This is a genomic window from Streptomyces sp. NPDC087844 (assembly GCF_044742785.1).
Taxonomy (GTDB): domain Bacteria; phylum Actinomycetota; class Actinomycetes; order Streptomycetales; family Streptomycetaceae; genus Streptomyces.
This window is the reverse complement of the sequence record NZ_JBIUVD010000016.1, coordinates 23,103-40,723: the sequence shown is the minus strand read 5'-3', so window position 1 is coordinate 40,723 and position 17,621 is coordinate 23,103. Positions and strand designations below refer to the sequence as shown.

Here is a 17,621-nt window from a genome sequence, read left to right as displayed (position 1 = left end):
GCACGGGGCGGTCAGCCGGTGAGGCGTGCCACCACGTGCAGTCGGTCGGCGTCTGCCGAAGCGCAGGGCAGATCGCCCTCCTGCCACGGCGGTTCGCTGCGTGGCCCGGGACCGTCGTGCAGCTCCAGCACGGTGAAGCCGTGCGCGGTCAGGAAGTGGCACAGTTCCTGCGGGAGGAGAAGCCGCCAGGCCGAGCGCTGTTCGACGGGGACCGAACCGTCGTCGGTGGTCCAGCGGCGGGTACGGCGCAGGAGTTGCGCGGTGCGGTCGATGCGCAGGGTGGTCGTCGAACGGTAGGAAACGCCCTGCCAGGTCAAAGAGTTGTCCCTGGGCGTGTCCAACAGGTCGTTCCGGCCCAGGAAATAGGCGCCGTTGCGCATCTCCGCGACGAGGAGCCCGCCGGGAACCAGGTTCCGGCGGCAGGAGGCGAGAAAGCCGTCGAGGTCGTCGTTGGTGTGGCAGTACAGCAGCGCACTGTCCAGGCACACCACCGCGTCGAACACCTCGGGCCCGAGGGAGAAGTCCCGCAGGTCGGCGCGTACATACCGTGGGCCGGGGTGCCGGTCGCGGGCGTACGCCAGCATCTCCTCGGAGAGGTCGGCGCCGACGACCGACCGGCCCGCGCTGTGCAGTTGGGCCGCGTCCCGCCCGGTGCCGCATCCCAGGTCCAGGACCCTCCGCCCGGCCTCGTACCGGCGCAGACAGTCCTCGGCCCATCGCCCGGCCAGTCGTTCGGGATCGGGGAACCTGGCCTCGTACAGCTCCGGGTTGTCGGTCAGCAGGTTGCCGCTCGTCATACCGTCGCCTCCACGGCAGGGGCGGGACGTACGGGCAGGGCTCCGAGGCGGCGCAGCCAGGTGAATCCGGCCGCCGACGCCAGCCCGAAGACCAGACAGCAGGCCCAGGGCAGCCAGGCCGTGTCCTGCCGGTCCCCGGCGTCCATGGCCCAGCCCACGGCCGTGTTCCCGACGGCGGCGGCGATCCCCGACACCATGTAGAAGATGCCGAAGTACGTGCCGGTCAGCTCCGGCCGCCCGAAACCAGGGATCAGCTCCATCACGAAGGGCTGCGCGACCATGACCCCCACATAGAGGAGCAGGACGCCCACCAGGACGGGAACGGCGTGCCACACCTCGGGGGAGTCGGCCCCCGACACCAGCATCGGGGGCAGGAAGGCGAGTCCCATCAGGGCGAGGCCGCCGCCGATCGCCCGTCTGCCGTACGGCTTCAGCGCCCGGGTGAGCCGCATCTGCAGCGCCAGATTGGCGAGCGTGCCCACGAGGAAGACCAGTCCGGCCGCGCCGTCCCAGCCCGTGGCCCGGCGGGCCCCGTCGGGCAGCAGCAGATACAGCTGGTTCTCCAGGGTGAACATGCCGACCATGGCCAGCGAGAAGGCGAGGAAGGCACGGTTGCCGACCACCTCGCGCCAGTCCGCGAGCACACCGCCCGCACTCGGCGGCACGGCCCGTGCGGGGAGCACCATGGCCTGCGCCACGGTGAGCACCGCGAAGATCCCGGCGGCGGTGAGCGCGGACGCCCGGAAGTCGACCAGCAGCAGAACGCTGCCGAGCAGGGGTCCGACCAGCGCCCCGGTCGTCGCGAACACGTTGAACAGCGCGAACGCCTCGGCCTTGCGCCCGCCCGCCTCCTGCGCGAGATAGGTCCGCACGGCCGGGTTGAACAGCGCCCCGGCGAGTCCGCTCAGCACGGACGCGGCCAGCAGCACCACGAGCCCGTCGCCGAGCGCGAACAACGCGAAGCCCGCGGTACGCACCCCGCAGCCGGCGATGATCACCCCGCGCGCCCCGAGCCGGTCCGCGGCCGAACCACCGATGAGGAACAGCCCCTGCTGGCTGAGGTTGCGCACCCCGAGCACGATCCCGACGACGGCCGCCGACATGCCCAGGTCCTCGCCCAGATGCGTGGCCAGATAGGGGATGAGCAGGTAGAAGCCGGTGTTGACACCGAACTGGTTGACGAGGAGGAGCCGGATCGCGGGCGAGAAACCGCGTATCTCGTACAGCGTCTTCACGGATGTCCGCCTGTCCCGCGCGCCTCTTCCGCTGCCCGCTCCCGCACGCCCGTCCTGCCCGCGCCGCTCTCCCGTACGCCGAGTCCGGGCAGCTCACTCGCCCGTACGACGCCGTCGGCGCCGCCGATCCCGGTCCACGGGTCGTCGGCGAGCAGCAGATGCCCGTCGAGGTCGGCCCAGCGGGCCCGGTCGGCGAGGTGCACGGCGGGTGCCAGGCCCAGCGTGCTGGCGGTGAGGCAGCCGAGCATCAGCTCGGTACCGCTTCCGGCCAGCAACTCGGCCATACGCAGTGCCGCTCGGGGGCCGCCGCACTTGGCGAGCTTGACGTTCACCCCGTGTACCCGGCCCGCCAGACGGCGCACGTCTTCGAGTCCGACGGCGTCCTCGTCGGCGATCACGGGCAGCGGTGAGTGCTCGGCGAGCCGTGCCAGGGCTTCCGGATCACCGGGGGCGATGGGCTGCTCGACGGCCTCGACACCCAACTCCGCGTACCGGGGCAGCAGATGGCGGGTCTGGTCGGCGGTCCAGGCGCCGTTGGGGTCGAGCAGGAGCCGGGCGCCGGGTGCGGCGGAACGTATGGCGCGTACGCGGTCGAGGTCGTCCTCGGGGTCCGGGGTGCCGGCCTTCACCTTGACGAGGGCGAATCCGGCGGCCACCAGTGCGCGCGCCTGCGCGGCGGCGTGCGGGGCCGGGACGATGCCGATGGTGCGGGCGGTGGCGGCGCTCGGAGCGCTTTCGGCCCCGAGCAGCCGGTACACGGGGGCGCCGGACCGCTTGCCGCACAGGTCGAGAAGCGCGGCCTCCACGGCGGCGGTGACCGCGGGAGGCCGGTCGTCCGGCTGTCCGTCCCGCGCCGGCCACTCGCGCAGCGCGCTCTCGGGGTCGGGGAAGCGGCCCAGGTCGCGGCCGGACGCGTACAGCCGCTGTCGCAGTGTGTCCGTGTCGAGGCCGTAGTAGACGCTGGTGACGGCCTCGCCGTGGCCGTGCAGGCCGTCGTGCTCGATCGTGAGCCAGACGGCGTCGCGGGCGGTCGTCGTGGAACGCGATATGCGCAGTGGCTCGGCGAGCGTGAGCCGCACGGTGCGCAGGGTGGCCTTCACGGGCTCCCTTCCAGGGTGGTGGTGAGCAGGGGGTCGGTCACCGTGGTGCAGCGGACCCAGCCGGTGGCCTCGACGGCGCGTGCGTGCGGGATCTCGACGGGGCGGGTGGCGGCGGCAGCCGGGTCGAGGCCGTGGGCCGCCGCGAAGTCGTCGTCGTAGACCGAACCGAGATAGCGGTGGGGGCCGTCGGGGAAGACGGTGGCGACCACGGCGCCGGGATGGACCCGGGCCGCCCACGCGGAGACCAGCGCGACCGCGCCCGTGCTCCAGCCACCGCTGACGAAACTGCCGCGGGCGAGCCGTCGGCAGGCGTCCGCGGCCTCGGCCGGGCCCACCCAGTGCACCTCGTCGAAGGCCTCGTAGGCCACGTTGCGCGGATGGATGCTGCTGCCCAGACCGCGCATCAGCCGGGGCCTGGCGGGCTGGCCGAAGATGGTGGAACCGGTGGCGTCCACCCCGATCAGCCGCAGCGCCGGCCAGTGCCTGCGCAGCGGCCCCGCGATCCCGGCACTGTGACCGCCCGTGCCCACACTGCACACCAGGACGTCCAAGTGGTCCAGCTGAGCGGCGAGTTCGGCGGCGAGAGACGCGTAACCGGCGATGTTGTCGGGGTTGTTGTACTGATCGGGCCAGTACGCGTCCGGCAGCGTGCCGAGCAACTCGCGCAGCCGTGCCAACCGGGCCGCCTGCCAGCCGCCCACACCGGCGGGGCGGTCGACCAGTTCGAGACGGGCTCCGTACGCGCGCAGCAACTGCCGCATAGACGGTTCGAGTTCGGTGTCGCCGACGAGCACGATGGGGTGCCCCAGCGCCTGCCCGGCGAAGGCCAGCCCGATGCCCAGTGTCCCGGACGTGGACTCCACCACCGGTGCGCCGGGGCGCAGTTCACCCCGCTCACGCGCGCCGAGCAGCATGGACACCGCCGCCCGGGCCTTCATGCCACCGGCGGCGAGACCTTCCAGTTTGGCCCAGAACCCGGGCTGCGGGCAGGGCAGATCGGTGGTCACCCGGGCCAGCGGTGTGCGGCCGAGCAGGGCGAGCAGATCGGGGTTGGCGGCGAGGGGACGCAGCGCGGCCGTGGTCACAGCGTGGCCTCCGGACCGCGGTAGCGGTGGATGACACCCGGACCGCCGTCCAGCCAGAAGAAGGGGTACGGCTCCGCGCACACCGCGCTCACCCCGGCACCGAGGAACCAGGGCAGTACGGCACTGCCGGTCTGTGCGAACATCACCAACCGCTGTCCGCTGCCCAGGACATGCGCCCGCAGTGGCTCGAAGGACCCGTTGCCGAGGGTCATGCCGGAGGCCAGCACGGCGTCGCAGCGCCCGAGTTCGGCGTGCATGTCGGTCGCGACCCGCTCGCCCCACTCCGTCGTACCACCCTTGAGATCACACGGTATGTACGAGATCCCGCGCGAACGCAGCGCCTCCAGCAGCGAGTTGACGACGCCGACGACGAGCACGGTCTGCCCCGGCCCGACGTCCAGCAGTTCGACGACGGCCCCCGCCCGTGCCCGGGACTTCTCCAGGGAACTCCCGGCGGGCAGGGGCGAGGGGAGTGCCCCGTACTCCGGCGCATGCGGGCGCACATGCATCAGATAGGCGTCCAGCGCCGCCACGCGGACCGACGGGAGAGGATGCTCCAGCAGCCGCGCGATGTCGGCTCCGGCGCAGTCCTCCACGGCGCCGTCCGGCAGTGCCCCGGGTTCGACGGCGCAGGAGCCGACCGCCCGGCCGAGGCGCAGACTGAGCACCTCGTTGCGATAGCCGCCGCGGCGCCCGTCGTGCCGTACGGCCTGGTTCGTGGTGAACGCCACGGAGACGCTCAGACCTTGGGGCCCCGGCCCCAGCTCGCCGGCGAGAACCCGCCGCACGAGATCGTCGTACGAGAGTGGTGCAGGTGCAGGTGCAGGTGCGGGTGCCGGTGCGGGTGTCGCCGCCGCGGCCGTCGTTGCTGCCGGTGTCCTCATCGGGTGGTCACCCGCGGTCGCAGCCCGGACAGCAGTGACTCGACCCGGGCTCGCGCGCCCAGCCCTTCGGCGTCGCCCGCCATCACATGGCCGAGGTATTCGTTGTTGCTGCCCGCGGCTTTCACCGCCCGGCCCGGCTCGGCGAGCTGGACCTCCAGCACGTCCTGCGCCGCGTGCACGTGCTCCGCCCCCTCGATCGACTCCAATGTCCCCGCGGATTCCGGCACGAGAAAACCCACGGCCGCGCTGCGCAGCCCGGTGGCACGTGGTCGCAGGTCAGGGGTGCGGTCGAGAGCCACGTCGACGCAGGCGGCGGCCAGGTCGACGCCGGTGACGTGACGGACGAGCTCGGTGATGCGGTTTCCGGCCGGGCGCGGGTTGACCTCGACGACGCGGGGCCCGGCTGCGGTCAGTCTGATCTCGGTGTGGGCCACGACGGAGTCCAGCCCGAGCGCCTTTATCGCCCGTACCGCGGTGTCCTGGGCGGCCTCGGCGTCGGCCGGGGCGAGGCCGGCGGGGAACATGTGGCCGGTCTCGATGAAGGCGGGCGCCCCGCCGAGGCTCTTGTCGGTCACGCCCACGACCTGAGTCGTCCCGGCGAACGACACGGTCTCCACGCTGACTTCGGGCCCGTCGAGGAGTTCTTCGAGGAGGAGTACGGGTGCTCGCAGCTGACCGCGGGCGTTCAACGGGAAGTCCGCGATGGCCCGGCAGGCCTCGGTCAGCTCGGCCTCGTCGTCCACGCGTCGTACGAACATGCCCGCGCAGAGGTCGACGGGCTTGACGACCAGCGGGAAGCCCAGCTCCCGGGCGGCCTCCTCGGCCGCGGCCCGGTCGGGACAGACGGCGAACCGGGGGCCGGGGACGCCGGCCTCGCCAAGGACACGACGGGTGGTGTCCTTGCGGCACGCGTTCTCCACGGCCTCGGGTGTCGGCCCGGGAAGCCCCAGCCGCGCGGCGATCCGCGCCACGGTGGGCAGGTAGTAGTCGCAGGACGTGACCACGCCGTCGAAGCCGAGTGCCTCGTGCAGCCGCTCCACGACCGGGAGCAGGGATTCGATGTCGTTCGTCTCGGCGGTCAGTACGTTGCGGGCCGCGAGCAGGGGATGGGCCGTGCCCTCCGGTGCGGAGCGCAGATAGTGGTGCAGGTCCCGGGTGAGGAAGGTGAACTCGTGCCCGCCCTCCCGGATCGCCCGTGGCAGCAGTCTGCTCATCGACCCGACCCAGCTTTCGACCACCAACAGATGAGCCACAACTCCCCTTTCGCGCACTCCGGTTGAGCTTCAGGGCACGCCGAGGGCGCCCCATGGCGGGGTGCGGACGACATGACCGACGCACACGGTATCGACAATCATTTTCATTGTCATCTGATGGGCCGGACTTTGTTGCCACCCCGGCAAAAACCGTTGGATTCGGCGAAAACCGTTGGACACGCGCGGAACGCGGTTCTAGCCTCGGCCGGTCCGAGCGAGTGACGGTTCCTGTCGAGTGAGGTGCGGGAGATGACGGTGCAGACGAGCGCGGCCGCCTACGACGGGCTGCGTACTCCAGCCCCCGTGACCTTCTCGACCCCCTCGGACCGAAGGAATCCCAGAAGTGGATCTGCCACGTAGCTTCACCGTTCGCGAGAGCGGACACCGCATTCACAACCCGTTCACCAGCGAGAAGCTGGCCGTCCTGGGCAGGGCCCTGGACCCGGCGCCGGGCACCGCCGTGCTCGACCTCGCCTGTGGCAGCGGCGAGCTGCTGTGCACCTGGGCGCGCGACCACCAGGTGACCGGCACCGGGGTGGACATCAGCACCGTGTTCCTGGCGAAGGCGCGCGCCCGCGCCGCGGAACTGGGTGTCGCCGACCGCGTCGCCTTCCTGCACGGGGACGCGGCGGGCCACGTCGCCGACGAGCCCGTCGGCATCGCCGCGTGCGTCGGCGCCACCTGGATCGGCGACGGGGTGGCGGGCACCGTCGATCTCCTGCGCGGGAGCCTCGCCCCCGGCGGGATCATGCTCATCGGCGAGCCGTACTGGCGCCGGGAGCCCCCGGACCAGGCGACCGTCGAGGGCTGCCACGCCGGCGGCAGGGACGACTACCGCTCGCTCCCGGAGCTGATGGAGCGGTTCGGCGGCCTCGGCTGCGACGTCGTGGAGATGGTCCTCGCCGACCAGGACAGCTGGGACCGGTACGTGGCCGCGCAGTGGCTCAGCACCCGCCGCTGGCTGGACGCCAACCCGGACGACGAACTGGCCGACAAGATGCGCGAGGACCTGGCGACCGGGCCCCTGCGCCATGTCCGGTACCAGCGCGAGTATCTGGGCTGGGGTGTGTTCGCGCTGATGAACCGCTGACGGACCGCTGACCCGACGGCCCCTTGACGGACCGCTGACGCGTGCCGGGCGGGCGGGCCGGCCGGGCGGGCGCACACGCGCACCGACGGCCGGCCCGCCCGGCGCGGCATCGTGCGCCGGTGTGACCGGGCGCGCCGGCTCTGCGTCGCGCTCCGGCCGGGCGCCACCTCGTTGAACCGCCGGGCGGAGCGCCCCGTATCCCTTCTCAGTAACGCCCGGAGGGAGAGCAGGTTGTCGACACCGTTCGACCCCGAAGAATCACCGCGTCGGTCGGCGCTGGAACCGACCAACGTGCTGCGCCGCCGACAGCCAGGGTCGTTGGCGGATCTGCTGCGGCAGGTGCAGGAGAGGGAACGCGACCCGGACGAGGACTACGAGGTCGTCGCCGTACCGGCGGCGGAGGGTGCCGCACTGCCCTGGACCACGGAGGACGACACGCAGGAACTGCCGCCCGTGGCCGAGGGCGGCAGCGGACCGGCGCCGCGCGAGCGCCCGGCCGGCAAGGGGCCGGCCCACGGCCGCAGTACCTTCCTCCGCAGTACGGTGCTCGGTGTCGCCGCGACGGTCGCCGCGCTGGGGGGCTTCAGCGCCGCCCTGCTGCTCACCTGGGACAAGGACGACGACGCCGCGCAGGCGCGGCCCCCCGTCGCGTCGTCCGCGCCGCCCGCCTCGGCCCCCGCGCAGGAAGGCGGCGACCCGGCGGGCACCGATCCCGACGGACCCGGCACGCTGCGCGAGGGTGACAGCGGACCCGAGGTCAGCGACTTGCAGGAACGGCTGCTGCGCATCCCCGACGTGTACGACCAGGGCACGCCCACCGGCGTGTACGACGCCACGCTGACGGCGGCGGTGGCCCGCTTCCAGCTCTGGTACGGCATCCGGGGGGACGAGACGGGCGTGTACGGCAACGACACCCGCACGGATCTCGAATCCCGCACCACCTCCTGAGCTGGTGCCCCGCCGGGCGCGAGGGCCGGTGTGCCCGGCCCGGCGGAGCGTACGGAACCGCATCACCCCGAGCCGGTCACACCGCCCCCGCCCGCCCGGCTCACCCGGTGGCCCGGCCCACGAACTCCCAGCCCCCGTGCGTCACTTCGTACACGACGAACCCGGGCTCCACGCGCGCGTACTTCGCCCCGCCCGGAGCGCGTACCGCCGACCGCGTCGGTGCCGGCACATGCACCTCCGCCGTGGACCCCACCGGCACGCGCACCGAGAGCCGTACCGAGCCGTCCACGGCCGACCAGGCCGCCGAGGCCTCTCCGCGGACGGTCCGGACCGAGGTGCGGGCCCAGTCCACGCCCGTACGGCCGTCGGGGCGCACGGTGAAGGTCCGGTACCCGGCGTCGCCGGGGCGGAGTCCGGCCACGTTCTCGTACAGCCACTGCACGACCGTGCCCTGGAAGTAGTGGTCCCGGGAGCGCGAGTCGACCGGCCACATCTCCCACATGGTGTCGGCGCCGTTCTCGAACCAGTAGCCCCAGCTCGGATAGGTGCGCTGGGTGGCGATCGCGTGCGCCACCTCGGGATGCCCCTGCGCGGACAGCTGCCGCAGCAGGACGCTGGTGCCGAGCGCGCCGGTGTTGAGATGGTTGCCGCGCTCCTCGATGTCGGCGAGGAGCGAGTCGACGACCGTGGCCCGCGCGCCCGGCGGGACCAGCCCGAAGGCGAGCGGTATGCAGTTGTTCGTCTGCCGGTATCCGGGGTCCTTCGCCGTGCGGTAGTGGCCGTCCGGGCCCAGGAAGGCCGCGTTGAAGGCGTCCTTGAGCCCGGCCGCGGCCCCGCGATAGCGAGTGGCGACCGCCGAGTCGTGGAGCAGGTCGGCGAGCTCGGCCGTGTCGGTGAGCGCGCGGTGCAGATACGCCGTCGCGGTGAGCCGGGTGTCCTCGGGCGGGTTGCCGCCGTACCCGGGCGGCAGATAGTCGCCGAGCGCGGTCACGGCGAGCCCGTCCTTCAGCCGGGAGATCTCCCAGTCCAGATAGCGGGTGAGCGGCGTCCAGTGGTCGCGGGCCAGCCGCTCGTCCCCGTACACGCGGTACATCTCCCGCAGCAGGAACGGGTACACCGTGGTCCACTCGGGGGACGGGCCGAGGTCGCCGTATCCCCAGCCGCCGCTCGGCACGATCACCGGAAGCTGTCCGTCCGAGTTCTGACTGTCCTTCAGGTCGCCGAGCCACTTGGAGAGGAAGCGGTGCACGCCGAGCGCGTACGCCATGATCGGCGCGCCCAGCTGGGCGTCGCCGGTCCAGCCGTTCTTCTCGTACATCGGGGTGTCCGTCGGGATGCCGTGCAGGTTGTTCAGGAGCGTGCGCCGCATCGCGCGCTCCAGCTGCTGGTAGAACGGCACGGAGCAGGCGAAGGAACCCGTCGCCTCCACCGGCGTATGCACGACACGCCCCAGCACCTGCGAGGGCTCGGGCTTCGCGGGCAGACCGCTGACCTGCACGTATCGGAAGCCCTTGTACGAGAACTTGGGCTCCCACACCTCGTCGGCGCCGCCGCCCGCGCACACGTATTCGTCGGTCTGGAACCGTCCGGGGACGTGCCCGGTCTCGGCGTGCACGCTTCCGTCGGACTTCAGCTTCTCGCCGTGGACCAGGCGCACGGTCGTGCCCGCCGGGGCGCGCACGCTCAGACGCGTCCAGCCGGCCATCGTGCGGCCCATGTCGACCACGTACACCCCCTCGGTCAACTCCTCGACGGCGACCGGGCGTACGGTCTCGATGACCTGGATCGGGTCGTGCGGCTGTGCGCGCAGTGTGCCCTTCGGGGCGGCCCGGCGTTCCGTCCGCTGCCAGTCGCTGTCGTCGAAGCCGGGGCGGGTCCATGCCCGGGGTGCCTTGCGGGCGTCGTAACTCTCACCCGCATACAGGGAGTTGGAGCGGGTCGGGCCCTCGGTGAGGCGCCAGCTGCCGTCCGTGGCGACCGTGGTGCGCGAGCCGTCGGGGTGGTCGATCTCCAACTGACCGAGGAGGCGCGGCTCGTCGTGCCACGGCGGGCGGTGCCAGTTCCAGACGTTCGGTGTCGTCATGCCGAAGAAGCCGCGGCCGAGGGTGACACCGATCGCGTTGGTGCCCCGGCGCAGGTGGGCCGTCACGTCGTGGACCGCGTACAGGACGGTCTCGTCGTAGTCGGTGAAGCCGGGGTCGAGGACCTGGCGGCCGACGCGTTCACCGTTGATCTCGGCGTCGTAGTAGGCGAGTCCGCTGATGTAGAGGCGGGCGCGGGCGACGGGCTTCGTGACGGTGAACTCACGGCGCAGGAGCGGGGCCGGCTGCTCGGGCGCCGCGATCGACACACCGGAGCCCCAGGGGCCCTGCCCGTACGGGGCGAGCACGGCCGCCCCGGACCAGGCGCTGTCGTCGAACTCCACCTGCTGCCAGCCCTGTTGCTCGGTGTCCGCGCTTCGCCAGCCCTCGCCCGTGACCAGCTCCGCGGTCCCCGTCCCGTGTTCCACGAGGAGCCGTACGAGCAGGCCGCCGGGGTTGACGGACGCGTTGCCGCGGTTCGTCGCGAGGGCGGCGACCACCAGGCGCCCGGAGCCCGCCGCCTTCACCTCCTCGGTGACGTCGAGGAGATGGCCCTGCCGCCACGCGTCGGTCTGCTCGGCCTGGTGCATCACCTGGACGCCGTCGAGGTACAGGGTGAAGTCGTCGTCGGCCGTCGCCAGCAGCGTGGCTCTTCGGACCTCGGCGCCCGCGGGCGCGGTGAGTGCGCCGCGGAACCAACGAGGCCCGTTCGGGGCGTCGTTCGAGGTCGCACCCGGCGACCAGATCCAGGACGCGCCGTCGAACGTGGGCGGCTCGGGCGCGGCAGCCGCACCGATCCAGAACCCCTGCCAGGAGTCCTTTGACAACGTTGTCTCCCACCAGCGCGGCACACTCCACGCCGACGGCCGGCCCTCGCCGTCCCAGACCCTGACCTGCCAGTGGTAGCGGGTGCGCGGTTCAAGGGCGGGGCCCGCGTACGCGATCCCGACGCTGCGGTCCGACGCGACCCGGCCGGAGTCCCAGACCGCGCGCTTCCCCGCACGCAGGCCCTTCTCGCTCAGCGCGACTCTCACGTGGTAAGCGCTCTGTCGGGCTCCGTGCCCGTCGGCCGTCAACTCCCAGGTGAGACGCGGCTGTTCCACCTCGGTGCCGAGCAATGTCTCGGCGTACTCGACGGTCGTGCGCTCGATGTGCAGCCGGCCCGGCCGTGCTGCGTCGGCGTCCGGGGCCGAGGCGGCGGCTACGCCCGGGGCGAGGGCGGCGGAGGCGCTCGCTCCGGCTACCGAGGTCCGGAGGAAGGCACGGCGGTTCCAACCCTTGGTCATGTGGTGTCCCTTGCTTGCGTATGTGCGCGGGTGCGGGTGCGGGTGCTGGAGCGAGAGGGTGGGAGAAGGGGCGGGAGGGAGGCGTGTGGGCCTGTGTGAGCCTGTGCGGGATTTTTGAAACGTTTCACAATTTCTTGAACGATCCTATGGGTGCCGCTGTGGGGCAGCAAGAGGCGTGCATGTGCCAGCATGGCGCCGTGGATGGGGGGATCCTCGAACGAGAGCACGAGCTGGACCGGCTGTCCTCGGCCGCCAGGGAGGCGGCCGACGGGGCCGGCTCCGTGGTGCTCGTCCACGGCGAGGCGGGCATCGGCAAGTCGAGCCTGGTGAAGGCCATGCCGGGAGTGCTGCCCGCCGCATCGCGCGTCCTGGTGGGGGAGTGCGACGACCTGACGACGCGCCGGCCGCTCGGCCCCTTCCGCGATCTCGTCGGCGGTGTCGGCGCGGAACTGGCGCGGGCGCTCATGGCGGGCGGCGACCGGCCCCGGGTCTACGACGCGCTGCGGGCGGAACTCACCGCGGCCCCGCACCCTGCCGTCCTCGTCGTCGAGGACGTGCACTGGGCCGACGAGGCCTCCCTGGACGCACTGCGGTTCCTGGTGCACCGGGTGGAGCGCCTGCCGGCCGTCCTGGTCCTGACCTACCGGGACGACGAGCTGGACCGTAGCCACCCCCTGCACCACCTCCTCGGCCAGGTGTCCCGGGCCGAACGCGTGCACCGCCTGCCGCTGTCCCGGCTCTCCCCGGGCGCCGTGCACAGGCTCAGCGCGGTGAGCGGCCTGGACCCGGCGGAGGTGTACGAGGTCACCTCGGGCAACCCGTTCTTCGTCGCCGAGGTGGTGGCGGCCGGCGGCACCGGAGCCGTACCGCCTACGGTGGTCGACGCGGTCCTCGCCCGGCTGCGCGACCTGGACGACCGCACCCGGGACGCCCTGGAACAGCTCGCCGTCGTGCCCTCCGCGGTCGAACGGCCTCTCATGGACGCGCTGCTGCCGGACGGTGTCGCAGAGCTGGCGGTCGCCGAACAGCACGGACTGCTGACCGTGACGCCCGAACGGGTGGGATTTCGCCACGAGTTGATCCGCAGGGCCGTCGCCGACTCACTGCCCGCCGCACGGCGCATCGAACTCAACCGCCAGGTCCTGGCCTCGCTCGTCGTGAAACCGGGCTCCGACCCGGCCCGCGTCGTCCACCACGCGGCCCAGGCCGGCGACCAGGAGGCGATCGCACGGTACGGGCCCGATGCCGCCCGGGACGCAGCCGACGCGGGCGCGCACCGGGAGGCCGCGGCTCATCTGCGGCTGGTCCTGCGACAGCGCGACCGCTTCGAGGCGGCCGAACTCGCCGATCTGCTGGAGCGGTTCGCCATCGAGAGCTACACCATCGCCGACTCCGCGGCCGCCGTGGACGCCGAACAGGACGCGGTCGCGCTGCGCCGGTTCCTCGGCGACACCCGGGCGCTCGGCGCCGACCTGCGCTGGCTCTCCCGTATCCACTGGTGGGCGGGGAACGCGGACGAGGCCCAGCGTGCCGCGCGGGAAGCCATCGCCGTCCTGGAGGGGGCGGGCGACGAACGGCTCCTCGCGCTCGCGCTCAGCAACACCTCGCAGCTCCACATGCTGTCCGAACGCACCGCACAGGCCATCGACTTCGGCGAGCGCGCGATCCTCCTGGCCCGCCGCGCAGGCGACAACGCGATCCTCGCGCACGCCCTGAACAACGTCGGCTCCGCCCGCTGGCGCGACGGAGACCCGCTGGGCCGCGCCCAGTTGGAGGAGAGCCTGCGGGTCGCGCTGGCGGCGGGCGAGGTCGAACACGCCTGCCGCTCGTACGCCAACCTCATCTGGACGCTGCTGGAACGCCTCGAATACACCGAGGCCGACCGTTTCCTCGCCCCCGGGATGGAGCTGGCCGACCGGGCCGAGCACGTCGGGTTCCTGAGCTATCTCCATGTGGCCACGGGGCTGCGGAAGTTCGCCGCGGGCGCCTGGGACGAGGCGGAGCGGCACGCCGAGATCGGTGCCCACGACTTCGTCCCCGCCCGCTGCCCGGCGCTGACCGTCCTCGCCCGGGTCCGGGTCCGGCGCGGTCGCGAAGGGGGCGACGAACTGCTCGACCAGGCCTGGGAGATCGCCGTACGCACCCGTGAACTCCAGCGCACCGGCCCGGTCGCCGCCGCCCGGGCCGAAGCCGCCTGGCTCCGCGGCGATCATGCGGCCGTGGCCGAACTCGCCCGTGAGACCTTCGAGCAGGCACGCCGGCTGAACGTCGTCCCGCACCGCGCCGAGCTCGGCCACTGGCTCACCAGGGCCGGACACCCCGTACCGCAGGACGGTTCGGACCACCCGTACGCCCTCCAGAGTGCCGGCCACTGGCGGGAGGCGGCCCGGATGTGGCACGCGGCCGGCTGCCCGTACGAGCAGGCCGCCGCCCTCGCCGAGAGCCCGGACCCGGACGACAAGCTCACCGCCCTCGCGGGTCTGGACGCGCTGGGCGCCGAACCCCTGGCACGGCTGGTCCGCTCCGAGCTGCGGCACCTCGGCGTCCGCCGCATCCCGCGCGGGCCGCTCGCCGCCACCCGGGACAACCCCGCCGGCCTCACCGAGCGGCAACTGCAGGTCGTGCGGCTACTGGCCCGGGGTCTGACCAACCCGGAGATGGCCGAGCGGCTCGTCGTGTCGGTCCGTACCGTCGACAACCACGTCGCCGCCGTCCTGGAGAAACTCGGTGCCCGCTCGCGGCGCGAGGCCGCCGCCCGTGCCGCGGAGCTCGGAATCCTGCCGGGCCGCGAGTCGTAGGTGGAGGTACGTTGGAAGCAGGCGGACCTGGACAGGCGTAGGTGGACATAGGCAGGCGTAGGTCGACATAGGTAGGCGAGGACGCCGAGCTGAGTGGTGGGGACGGATGTCCGTGCCCGCGCCGCCGGACTAGAACAGGCCCATCGGAGGGGCTCGGGAAAACGGGCCCCGGATCGGGGGATGCCATGTCCGTTACGCCCGCACAGGCGGCTCGCCAGGAACTGACGGGTTTCGAGGGCCAGTTGATCGGCCCGGACGATTCCGGATATCAGGAGGCACGCGCCGTCTACAACGCGATGATCGACCGGCGGCCCGCCCTGGTCGCACGCTGCGCCAGTGCCGAGGACGTGGCCCGGGCCGTCGGCTTCGCCCGCGACCACGACCTGCCGCTCGCGGTCCGCGGCGGCGGGCACCACGGAGCGGGACTGGGGACCTGCGACGACGGCGTGGTCGTCGACCTGTCGCCGCTCAAGGACATCGGGATCGACCCCGGCGCCAGGACGGCACGGGTCGGCGCGGGCTGTGTCTGGGGCGAGGTGGACCGTGCCACCAACGCGCACGGGCTGGCCACACCGAGCGGCATCATCTCCACGACCGGAGTCGGCGGCCTCACCCTGGGCGGCGGCCTCGGCCACCTCAGCCGCAAGTACGGGCTGACCATCGACAACCTCCTGGAGGCCGACCTCGTACTGGCCGACGGCACACAGGTGCGCGTGAGCGCCGACGACAACGCCGACCTGTTCTGGGCGATCCGTGGCGGAGGAGGCAACTTCGGCGTCGTCACCTCGTTCCTGTTCCGGCTGCACGAGGTGAGCACGGTCGTCGCGGGACCCACCTTCTGGCCCGTCGAACAGGCCGCCGACGTGCTGGCCGCCTACCGGGACTTCATCCCCCACGCACCCCGCGAACTGAACGGCTTCTTCCTGTTCGGCGCCGTTCCGCCGGCCCCGCCGTTCCCCGAGGAGCTCCAGGGACGCAAGGCCTGCGGTGTCGTGTGGTGCTACGCCGGGGACGACGCCGACACGGCGGCCCGGCTGATGGCACCCCTGCTCGCCGCGCTGCCCGAACCGATGCTGCACGGGCCCGCGCCGATGCCGCACCCCGCGATCCAGTCGGCCTTCGACGGGCTCTACCCGCCCGGCGACCAGTGGTACTGGCGCGCCGACTTCGTCAACGAGATCCCCGGTGACGCGATCGACCGGCACGCCAAGTTCGGTGCCGAACTGCCCACGCTCAAGTCGACGTTCCACCTGTACCCCATCGACGGCGCCGTCCACGACCACGCTCCGACGGACACCGCCTGGAGCTTCCGGGACGCACGCTGGGCCTCGGTGTACGCGGGGGTGGACCCCGATCCGGCGAACGTCGACCTCATCAGGCAGTGGACCGTCGACTACTTCGAGGCCCTGCATCCGTACTCGGCGGGCGGCGCCTACGTGAACATGATGATGGACGAGGGGCAGGAGCGGGTCCGCGCCGGCTACCGCGACAACTACGCGCGCCTGGCCCGGATCAAGGCCGACCACGACCCGGGCAACCTGTTCCGGCTGAACCAGAACATCCAGCCGGCCACCCGGCTCTGACCGACCTGACCGACCACCCGCAGAAGGAGCCCTGGCGCCGACGGCGGCGTCAGGGCTTGCGGGCGACGCCTCCGTACACGTCCGTCGGCTGCGGGTCGGTGCCCGGCTCGGGACGCCACAGCGGGCAGGAGACGATGCCGGGGTCCAGCAGCTCCAGGCCGTCGTAGTACGCGGCGACCTGCCGGGGGCTGCGCAGCACGTACGGGACGGCACCGGTGTCGTCGTAGCCCTCCTGGGCCCGCTGCAGCTCGGCGTCGGTGTCGGTGCTGTCGTAGTGCACGAAGTAGCTGCCCGACGGCAGGGCGGCCTGCAGGCGGCGCGTGATCGACCTGGCCTCCTCGTAGTCCTGGATGTGGCCCAGGATGCCCATCAGCATCAGCGCGACGGGCTTCTCGAAGTCGAGGATCCTGCCCGCCGACTCGATGATCCTCTCGGGCTCGTGCAGATCCGAGTCGATGTAGTCGGTGACACCCTCGGGCGTGCTGGTGAGCAGCGCCTGGGCGTGCCGTAGCACCAGCGGGTCGTTGTCCACATAGACGATCCGCGCCTCGGGCGCCAGGCGCTGGGCGACCTGGTGGGTGTTGTCGTACGTGGGAAGGCCGGTGCCGATATCCAGGAACTGGCGGATGCCCAGCTCGCCGGCGACGAACGTCACGGTACGGACCAGATATCCGCGCGAGGCGCGGGCCATCGTCTCGATGTTCGGCGCGATCCGGCGATAGGCGTCCCCCGCCACCCGGTCGACCTCGTAGTTGTCCTTCCCGCCCATCCAGTAGTTCCAGATGCGGGCCGAATGCGGCACCGTGGTGTCGATCTTCGACAAGGCGTCCTGGTCGGGGGTGTGCTGGCCTTCTGTCATGGGGGGATCTCCTGCCATGCGTCGCCGGTCCTGCCTAACGTACCGTCAACTGCTGTCAGCGGCGGCCGGGTTGGGGCGCCGAGGCGGCGGATGGGCGGCTGGAGGGACCGGGGTCTCCGGCGCCGGGAGTGACGACGGGCACATGCTGGGCGAGGGTGCGGAACGCGCGGGCGTAGGCATCGGCCGCGTCGGTGCTCCCGGCGCCCGCCCCGTGTCCCGGGCCCGTCAGCTGGAGGAGGGCGCCGTCCCGTTCGGCCACCGACTTCCCCAGTGTGGCCCGGGGGCCCGCACGGCGGAAGTGCGCGTACGGGTTGTGCGGTGGTGCGGCCGTGGTGGTGGACGTCCGCGCGAGCGGGCGTACCGGCGTTCGGGATCAGATGACGAGGAAGTCGGCCTGGCCGGACTTCGCGCCCCGCAGGAACGAGATCATCTCGTCCCGGGTGTAGACCAGCGCGGGCCCGTGCGGATCCTTGGACTGGCGGAAGGCGACGCTCCCGTCGGGGAGGCGCTTGGCCTCGACGCAACTGCCGCCGTTGGTCCCGCTCCAGGGCTTCTCCCAGCCCTCGGTGCCCAGCTCGATGGCGGGCATGCCGCTGTGGATGGGTTCCACGGACGTCATGGC

General features: G+C 72.4%; 14 protein-coding genes. 4 read left to right on the top strand and 10 right to left on the bottom strand.

Going from position 1 to position 17,621, the window contains the following annotated elements:
• Positions 1-11 precede the first annotated feature (11 nt).
• From ACIOKD_RS27665 to ACIOKD_RS27640, 6 genes are read right to left on the bottom strand one after another with little or no spacing between them, the layout of a single operon-like run.
• Positions 12-797 (bottom strand): class I SAM-dependent DNA methyltransferase, encoded by a 786-nt coding sequence (locus ACIOKD_RS27665; protein ID WP_402089372.1) that lies wholly within the window; start codon positions 795-797, stop codon positions 12-14.
• Complete coding sequence (locus tag ACIOKD_RS27660) at positions 794-2,032, bottom strand: MFS transporter (protein ID WP_402089370.1); 1,239 nt, start codon at positions 2,030-2,032, stop codon at positions 794-796. The genes ACIOKD_RS27665 and ACIOKD_RS27660 overlap by 4 nt, the downstream gene beginning before the upstream one ends.
• The gene (locus tag ACIOKD_RS27655; protein ID WP_402089368.1) at positions 2,029-3,132 is read right to left on the bottom strand and encodes a dipeptide epimerase; all 1,104 of its coding nucleotides are present in this window, start codon (positions 3,130-3,132) and stop codon (positions 2,029-2,031) included. The genes ACIOKD_RS27660 and ACIOKD_RS27655 overlap by 4 nt, the downstream gene beginning before the upstream one ends.
• Positions 3,129-4,217 (bottom strand): PLP-dependent cysteine synthase family protein, encoded by a 1,089-nt coding sequence (locus ACIOKD_RS27650; RefSeq protein WP_402089366.1) that lies wholly within the window; start codon positions 4,215-4,217, stop codon positions 3,129-3,131. The genes ACIOKD_RS27655 and ACIOKD_RS27650 overlap by 4 nt, the downstream gene beginning before the upstream one ends.
• Complete coding sequence (locus ACIOKD_RS27645) at positions 4,214-5,101, bottom strand: Rossmann-like domain-containing protein (protein ID WP_402089364.1); 888 nt, start codon at positions 5,099-5,101, stop codon at positions 4,214-4,216. The genes ACIOKD_RS27650 and ACIOKD_RS27645 overlap by 4 nt, the downstream gene beginning before the upstream one ends.
• Positions 5,098-6,354 carry an ATP-grasp domain-containing protein gene (locus tag ACIOKD_RS27640; protein WP_402089362.1) on the bottom strand — a complete coding sequence of 419 codons (1,257 nt, stop codon included), beginning with the start codon at positions 6,352-6,354 and terminating at the stop codon, positions 5,098-5,100. Before ACIOKD_RS27640 ends, ACIOKD_RS27645 begins: the two co-directional genes overlap by 4 nt.
• 343 nt (positions 6,355-6,697) lie before the next feature.
• Here ACIOKD_RS27640 and ACIOKD_RS27635 point away from each other — a divergent pair, with 343 nt between their 5' ends.
• Both ACIOKD_RS27635 and ACIOKD_RS27630 read left to right on the top strand, forming a co-directional pair.
• Positions 6,698-7,444, top strand: coding sequence for an SAM-dependent methyltransferase (locus tag ACIOKD_RS27635; protein WP_402089360.1), 747 nt, complete (start codon positions 6,698-6,700; stop codon positions 7,442-7,444).
• A gap of 231 nt (positions 7,445-7,675) precedes the next feature.
• Positions 7,676-8,392: a peptidoglycan-binding protein gene (locus tag ACIOKD_RS27630; RefSeq protein WP_402089358.1), complete on the top strand. Its 717-nt coding sequence runs from the start codon at positions 7,676-7,678 to the stop codon at positions 8,390-8,392.
• Positions 8,393-8,492: 100 nt separating this feature from the next.
• Here ACIOKD_RS27630 and ACIOKD_RS27625 read toward each other — a convergent pair whose 3' ends face one another.
• Positions 8,493-11,759, bottom strand: coding sequence for a family 78 glycoside hydrolase catalytic domain (locus ACIOKD_RS27625; protein WP_402089356.1), 3,267 nt, complete (start codon positions 11,757-11,759; stop codon positions 8,493-8,495).
• A gap of 197 nt (positions 11,760-11,956) precedes the next feature.
• Between ACIOKD_RS27625 and ACIOKD_RS27620 the strand changes: the two genes are divergently transcribed.
• Both ACIOKD_RS27620 and ACIOKD_RS27615 read left to right on the top strand, forming a co-directional pair.
• On the top strand, positions 11,957-14,557 hold the full coding sequence (locus ACIOKD_RS27620; protein WP_402089354.1) for an ATP-binding protein: 2,601 nt from the start codon (positions 11,957-11,959) through the stop codon (positions 14,555-14,557).
• 185 nt (positions 14,558-14,742) lie between these two features.
• Positions 14,743-16,140 carry an FAD-binding oxidoreductase gene (locus ACIOKD_RS27615; RefSeq protein ID WP_402089352.1) on the top strand — a complete coding sequence of 466 codons (1,398 nt, stop codon included), beginning with the start codon at positions 14,743-14,745 and terminating at the stop codon, positions 16,138-16,140.
• A 49-nt stretch (positions 16,141-16,189) separates the two neighbouring features.
• Here ACIOKD_RS27615 and ACIOKD_RS27610 read toward each other — a convergent pair whose 3' ends face one another.
• The 3 genes from ACIOKD_RS27610 to ACIOKD_RS27600 all read right to left on the bottom strand — a co-directional run bounded on the left by ACIOKD_RS27610 (position 16,190) and on the right by ACIOKD_RS27600 (position 17,618).
• The gene (locus tag ACIOKD_RS27610) at positions 16,190-16,999 is read right to left on the bottom strand and encodes an SAM-dependent methyltransferase (protein WP_402089350.1); all 810 of its coding nucleotides are present in this window, start codon (positions 16,997-16,999) and stop codon (positions 16,190-16,192) included.
• Between the two features lie 55 nt (positions 17,000-17,054).
• Positions 17,055-17,258, bottom strand: a complete 204-nt coding sequence (locus ACIOKD_RS27605) for a hypothetical protein (protein WP_402089348.1) — start codon at positions 17,256-17,258, stop codon at positions 17,055-17,057.
• A gap of 114 nt (positions 17,259-17,372) precedes the next feature.
• Positions 17,373-17,618 (bottom strand): DUF397 domain-containing protein, encoded by a 246-nt coding sequence (locus tag ACIOKD_RS27600; protein WP_402089346.1) that lies wholly within the window; start codon positions 17,616-17,618, stop codon positions 17,373-17,375.
• Positions 17,619-17,621: the final 3 nt, after the last annotated feature.

What these genes read in the sequence shown, in the direction of transcription:
- ACIOKD_RS27600 (WP_402089346.1), bottom strand. Translation starts at nt 17,618, where the DNA reads ATGACGTCCGTGGAACCCATCCACAGCGGCATGCCCGCCATCGAGCTG.
- ACIOKD_RS27615 (WP_402089352.1), top strand. Translation starts at nt 14,743, where the DNA reads ATGTCCGTTACGCCCGCACAGGCGGCTCGCCAGGAACTGACGGGTTTC.
- ACIOKD_RS27645 (WP_402089364.1), bottom strand. Translation starts at nt 5,101, where the DNA reads ATGAGGACACCGGCAGCAACGACGGCCGCGGCGGCGACACCCGCACCG.
- ACIOKD_RS27665 (WP_402089372.1), bottom strand. Translation starts at nt 797, where the DNA reads ATGACGAGCGGCAACCTGCTGACCGACAACCCGGAGCTGTACGAGGCC.
- ACIOKD_RS27625 (WP_402089356.1), bottom strand. Translation starts at nt 11,759, where the DNA reads ATGACCAAGGGTTGGAACCGCCGTGCCTTCCTCCGGACCTCGGTAGCC.
- ACIOKD_RS27610 (WP_402089350.1), bottom strand. Translation starts at nt 16,999, where the DNA reads ATGACAGAAGGCCAGCACACCCCCGACCAGGACGCCTTGTCGAAGATC.